This is a genomic window from Streptomyces sp. NRRL B-24085, from assembly GCF_001282115.1.
Taxonomy (GTDB): Bacteria; Actinomycetota; Actinomycetes; order Streptomycetales; family Streptomycetaceae; genus Streptomyces.
Genome location: NZ_LJBR01000492.1, coordinates 1 through 5,226 on the forward strand (window position 1 = coordinate 1; position 5,226 = coordinate 5,226).

At 70.3% G+C, this 5,226-nt stretch carries 3 protein-coding genes and 1 pseudogene; all 4 read left to right on the forward strand.

Annotated elements, in window-relative coordinates:
- The first annotated feature begins 4 nt into the window (after positions 1-4).
- Positions 5-1,285, forward strand: a complete 1,281-nt coding sequence (locus AOJ26_RS37590) for a hypothetical protein (RefSeq protein ID WP_053852842.1) — start codon at positions 5-7, stop codon at positions 1,283-1,285.
- On the forward strand, positions 1,282-2,841 hold the full coding sequence (locus AOJ26_RS37595) for an SCO6880 family protein (protein ID WP_053852840.1): 1,560 nt from the start codon (positions 1,282-1,284) through the stop codon (positions 2,839-2,841). Before AOJ26_RS37590 ends, AOJ26_RS37595 begins: the two co-directional genes overlap by 4 nt.
- A gap of 10 nt (positions 2,842-2,851) precedes the next feature.
- A complete protein-coding gene (locus AOJ26_RS37600; protein WP_053852841.1) occupies positions 2,852-4,261 on the forward strand; it encodes an ATP-binding protein in 1,410 nt (469 codons plus the stop codon).
- Between the two features lie 13 nt (positions 4,262-4,274).
- Positions 4,275-5,226 (forward strand): annotated as a pseudogene (locus AOJ26_RS37605) (type VI secretion protein); the annotation flags it as partial.

Here is a 5,226-nt window from a genome sequence, read left to right on the forward strand (position 1 = left end):
CACCGTGCAGACCGCCGCCGTGCTGCTCGCCACCCGAGCCGCGGCGGCCCCCACGCCCACGCCGACCCCCACCGGGTCCGCCGACAACTGCAGCCTCCTGTCGGGCCAGGCCAAGCAGATCTGCGAGGGCGACTCCTCGGGCGGGTCCTCCGGCGGATCCCCGTCCCTGGACCCCACCTCCACCCTCGACCCGATGTCCTCCCTCGCCAAGAGCTGCGCCAAGGCCGCCGCCTGGACCATCGACAAGCTCAGCGAGGCCGTGAAGGAGACCGCGAACGTCGACTTCACCAACCAGAAGTTTCTCCAGCAGTACGCGGTCGTCTTCGCCGCGTCGACCATCCTCACCCTCCTCCTGTGGCTGCTCGCGGTCGCCAAGCGCGCGGTGCGAGGCGTCCCCCTCACCACCGCCATCAGCGAGGCGATCGGCTTCCTCTGGCTGACCGTCCTCGCGTCCGCCTTCACCCCGCTCATCCTCTACACCGTCGTCTCCGCCACGGACGGCGTCTCGGAGGTCCTCGCGAAGGCCACCGGCGACCAGACCGACACCTTCTTCGGCACCTTCTCCGGCGCCCTGGAGAAGGGCAACGACATCGGCGGCGGCCCGATCATGCTCATCGTCGTGTCCCTCGTGAGCATCCTCGCCGCCGGCGTCCTGTGGCTGGAGCTCGTCATCCGCGCCGCCCTGCTCTACGTCGGCGCCCTCCTCGGCACCGTCGTCTACGCCGGCCTCGTCGACAAGAACCTCTGGGGCCACGTCCGCCGCTGGGCCGGCATCATGATCGCCGTCATCCTGGTCAAACCGGTGATCGTCATCGTCCTCGGCCTCGCCGGCGCGCTCTCCTCCGACGACGGCCCCGACGCCTTTTCCGCCGTCGTCTCCGGGCTCGCCATCATCCTGCTCGCCATCTTCGCCAGCGCGATGATCTACCGTTTCGTCCCCGGCTTCGGCGACGAGATCGCCGGCTCCCGCAACAACCGCATCATGCAGAACGCCGAGGGCAAGGCCGCCGCGGTCATCAGCTCCCCGGCCACCCTGGTCGCCCAGGGCATCAAGACCCACAGCTCCCGGGCCGACAGCAACGGTCAGGCCTCCGGAGGCTCGGGCGCCCGCCCGAGCAACCCGGCGTCCGGCGGAGTCGCCGCCCACAGCTCGCGCACCCCGAACGGAGGCGGCGGATCTGTCCCCTCCGCCGCTCCCGCTCCCCGCGCCGGCAGTCCGGTGAACACCCCGCACGCCAGCAACACCCGCAACGGCAGCAACAGCACAGGAGGTGACGGGCGTTGACGACCGAGTCCCACGTGTCGCATACGGTCACGCCCCGCCGTACATATCTGATCGGCCGCGCCCGGCCGAACGCGATCGTCGGCCGCAACCGTGAGACCGGCGAGATCGCGCTCATCATCGTGGGCGCGTTCCTCGGCATGATGTGCGGGCTCCTCGTCCCGGTCCTGTCCCTGCGCATCGTCCTGCTGATGGGCTTCCCGCTGCTCGCGCTGGCCGCGGTCTACGTGCCGTACAAGCGCCGCACCTTCTACAAGTGGTTCGAGATCAACCGCAGTTACAAGCGCACCCTGCGCCAGGGCACCACCTACCGCTCCCCGGTGATGGAGGCCGGCACCCACATCGACGGCCGCGAGGTCGAGGTCGGCCCGCCGCCCGGCATCGGCCGGATCAACTGGCTCGCCGCCCCGTTCGGGCCCGACGAGATCGCCGTACTGCTGCACGCGGACCGGCGTACCGTCACCGCGGCCATCGAGATCGAGGGCCCCGGCGTCGGCCTGCGCGACTCCGAGGACCAGGAAGCCCTCGTCGACCGCTTCGGCACCCTCCTCAAGCACGTGGCCAACGGCGACGGCTTCGTCACCCGCCTCCAGATGCTCGCCCGCACCCTCCCCGCCGACCCCGACGCCCACGCCAAGGACGTCGCGATGCGCGGGGACGACAAGGCACTGCCCTGGCTCCAGACGTCGTACGACCAACTCCAGTCGATGGTGTCCACCAGCAGCGAGCAGCACCGCGCCTACCTCGTCGCGTGCATGCACTACACCCGGGAACTGGCCGCGGAGGCACACGCGATGGCGCGGGCCGCCCGCCCGCAGAACGGCCGCAGACTGGACAAGGACGCGGGTCTCGCCGTCGTCATGGCGCGCGAGCTGACCGACATCTGCTCGCGCCTCCAGGAGGCCGACATCCGGGTGCGCCAGCCCCTCGGCCAGGGCCGGCTGGCCTCGCTGATCCACTCCATGTACGACCCCGACCACCCCATCGACCACATCCAGGCGATGACCAAGCGCAACGCCTGGCCGGCCGAACTCGACGCCATGGAACCGACGTTCCTCCAGGCGAAGACCCGGGAGTCCTCCACCCGCGCGCCTTGGTGCCACGCCACGGCCTGGGTGAAGGAGTGGCCGATGACCCCCGTCGGCGTCAACTTCCTCGCCCCGCTCCTCGTCCACACCCCGGACGTCATCCGCACGGTCGCCGTCACGATGGACCTCGAACCCACCGAGATCGCCATCGAGCGCATGCTGACCGAGAAGACCAACGACGAGGCGGAGGCCTCCCGGGCCGCCAAGATGAACCGGACCGTCGACCCCCGTGACATCGCCGCCCACAACCGGCTCGACCAGCGCGGCGAGGACCTCGCGAGCGGCGCGGCCGGCGTCAACCTGGTCGGCTACATCACCGTCTCCTCCCGGACCCCCGAGGCCCTGGCCCGCGACAAGCGGACCATCCGGGCCTCGGCCGGGAAGTCGTACCTGAAACTGGAGTGGTGCGACCGCGAGCACCATCGCGCCTTCGTGAACACGCTTCCGTTCGCCACCGGTATTCGAAGGTAGGGGCAAAAGCATGCGGGATCCGCTGTCCGTCCTCTCCGACGCCTTCACGTCCTTCCTCTTCGGAAAGGTCGAGACGACCCGCCTGCCGGTCCGCACCTCCACCGGCCAGGCACAGGCGGTCTACCTCCCGACCGCGGCACCGGGTCTCGGCGACTCGGGCGTGATCATCGGCCGGGAGGTGTACTCCGGCAAGGGCTACATCTACGACCCCTTCCAGCTCTACGGCCAGCAGCTCCCGGCTCCGCACTGGCTGGTCCTGGGCGAGTCCGGAAACGGCAAATCGGCGCTGGAGAAGACGTACGTCCTGCGCCAGTTGCGCTTCCGCGACCGCCAAGTCGTCGTCCTCGACGCCCAGGGCGAGGACGGCGTCGGCGAATGGAACCTCATCGCGCAGGAGTTGGGGATAACCCCCATCCGCCTGGACCCCATGGCCGCCCTGGACATGGGGATCCGTCTCAACCCGCTCGACCCGGCGATCACCACGACCGGCCAGCTCGCCCTGCTGCGGACCATCATCGAGGTGGCGATGGGCCACGGCCTCGACGAGCGCTCCGGCTTCGCCCTCAAGGTCGCGCACGCCTATGTGAACGAGACGATCGTCGAACGCCAGCCGATCCTCACGGACATCGTGGAGCAACTACGGCACCCCGAGCCCGAGTCGGCCGAGGCGATGAACGTCGACATAGAGGACGTGCGCGCGTGGGGCCTCGACGTCGCCCTGGTCCTGGACCGCCTGGTCGACGGTGACCTGCGGGGCATGTTCGACGGCCCGACCACGGTCGGCATCGATCTCGACGCGCCGCTGATCGTCTTCGATTTGTCCCACATCGACCGCAACTCCATCGCCATGCCCATCCTCATGGCGATCGTCGGAGTTTGGCTGGAACACACCTGGATCCGCCCCGACCGGAAGAAGCGCATCTTCCTCGTCGAGGAGGCCTGGCACATCATCAACAGCCCCTTCGTGGCCCAGCTCTTCCAGCGCCTGCTGAAGTTCGGCCGCCGGCTCGGCCTGTCCTTCGTGGCGGTGGTCCACCACCTGTCCGACGTGGTGGACGGAGCGGCCGCGAAGGAGGCCGCCGCGATCCTCAAGATGGCCTCGACCAGGACGATCTACGCCCAGAAGGCCGACGAGGCACGGGCGACGGGCCGGGTCCTCGGCCTGCCCCGCTGGGCCGTGGAGATCATCCCCTCCCTCACCCCCGGCATCGCCGTCTGGGACGTCAACGGCAATGTCCAGGTGGTCAAACACCTGGTCACCGAGACCGAACGCCCCCTGGTCTTCACCGACCGGGCGATGACCGAGTCCTCCAGCGACCTCACCGACGACGCCCTGCGCGCCGCGGAGCTGGAGGCGGAGGAACGGGCGGCGGCCTTCGTGGAACAGCACATGGGCGACTCCGAGTCGACGGTGGCGTAGGGGGCGGGCAGTGGTGAGACCTGACGACCGCCGACAGGGCGGTCAGGGAGGCCAGGGAGGCGTCCCGGACGGCCTGTTGGTCGGCATACTCGCCTTCCTCCTCGGCACGACCGTGCTGGTCTGGACGGCGACGGGCCTGGCGGGCCTGTTCGCCCACGGCGGCTGGCCCGAGGGCGTCACCTTCACCCGCACACCCCTCGCCATGCGCCACCTCGTCGGCCACCCCCAGGACGTCCCCGGCGCCTGGCCCGACACCCCCGCCGGCCAACTCTCCGGATACGGCCTGGTCTGGGGCCTGCTCATCGGCGAGCTGCTGGTCCTGACCGTCCTGACGATCTTCGTGATGGGCACCCTGGCCCGCTGGCGCGCGGTCCGCGCGAGGACGAGAGCGGAGAAACTGGCGGCCCGCGAACGGCGCGCGGCCCCGGAGCCGGCCCATGACGTACCGGCCCACGAGGTCCCGATCCCGAGACCGGCTCCGGAGCCACGGCCACAGCCGACCGCAGCCTCCCTCTCCGGGTCCCCGCAGACGCCGACGGCGAGCAACCCGATGGGGGCGAGCAACCCGATGGGGGCGAGCAACCCGATGGGGCTCCGACAGCCCACCGAGCCACCAGGCGTGCCGCCGACCGCTGCCAAGCTGCCCACTTCTCTGTCCAAGGGTGACCAGGTGGGCGGGTGGGAAACGTCTCGCGCCGAAGGCGCGATCCTCTACGCCCCGGCAGCAACCCGCCACGCCACCGCAACCCAGACCATCAGGGACGCGGAGGGCCCCGCCCTCGTCATCACCTCGAACCCGGCCGTCTGGCAGGACACCAAGGACGCCCGGGCCAAACTCGGCCCGGTCCACGTCTACGACCCCACCCACCTCTGCGACACCCCGGCCCGCCTCCACTGGTCCCCCACCACCGCCTGCGAGACCAAGGAGACGGCCAAGGCGAGAGCACAGGCCCTGCTCGCCCCCG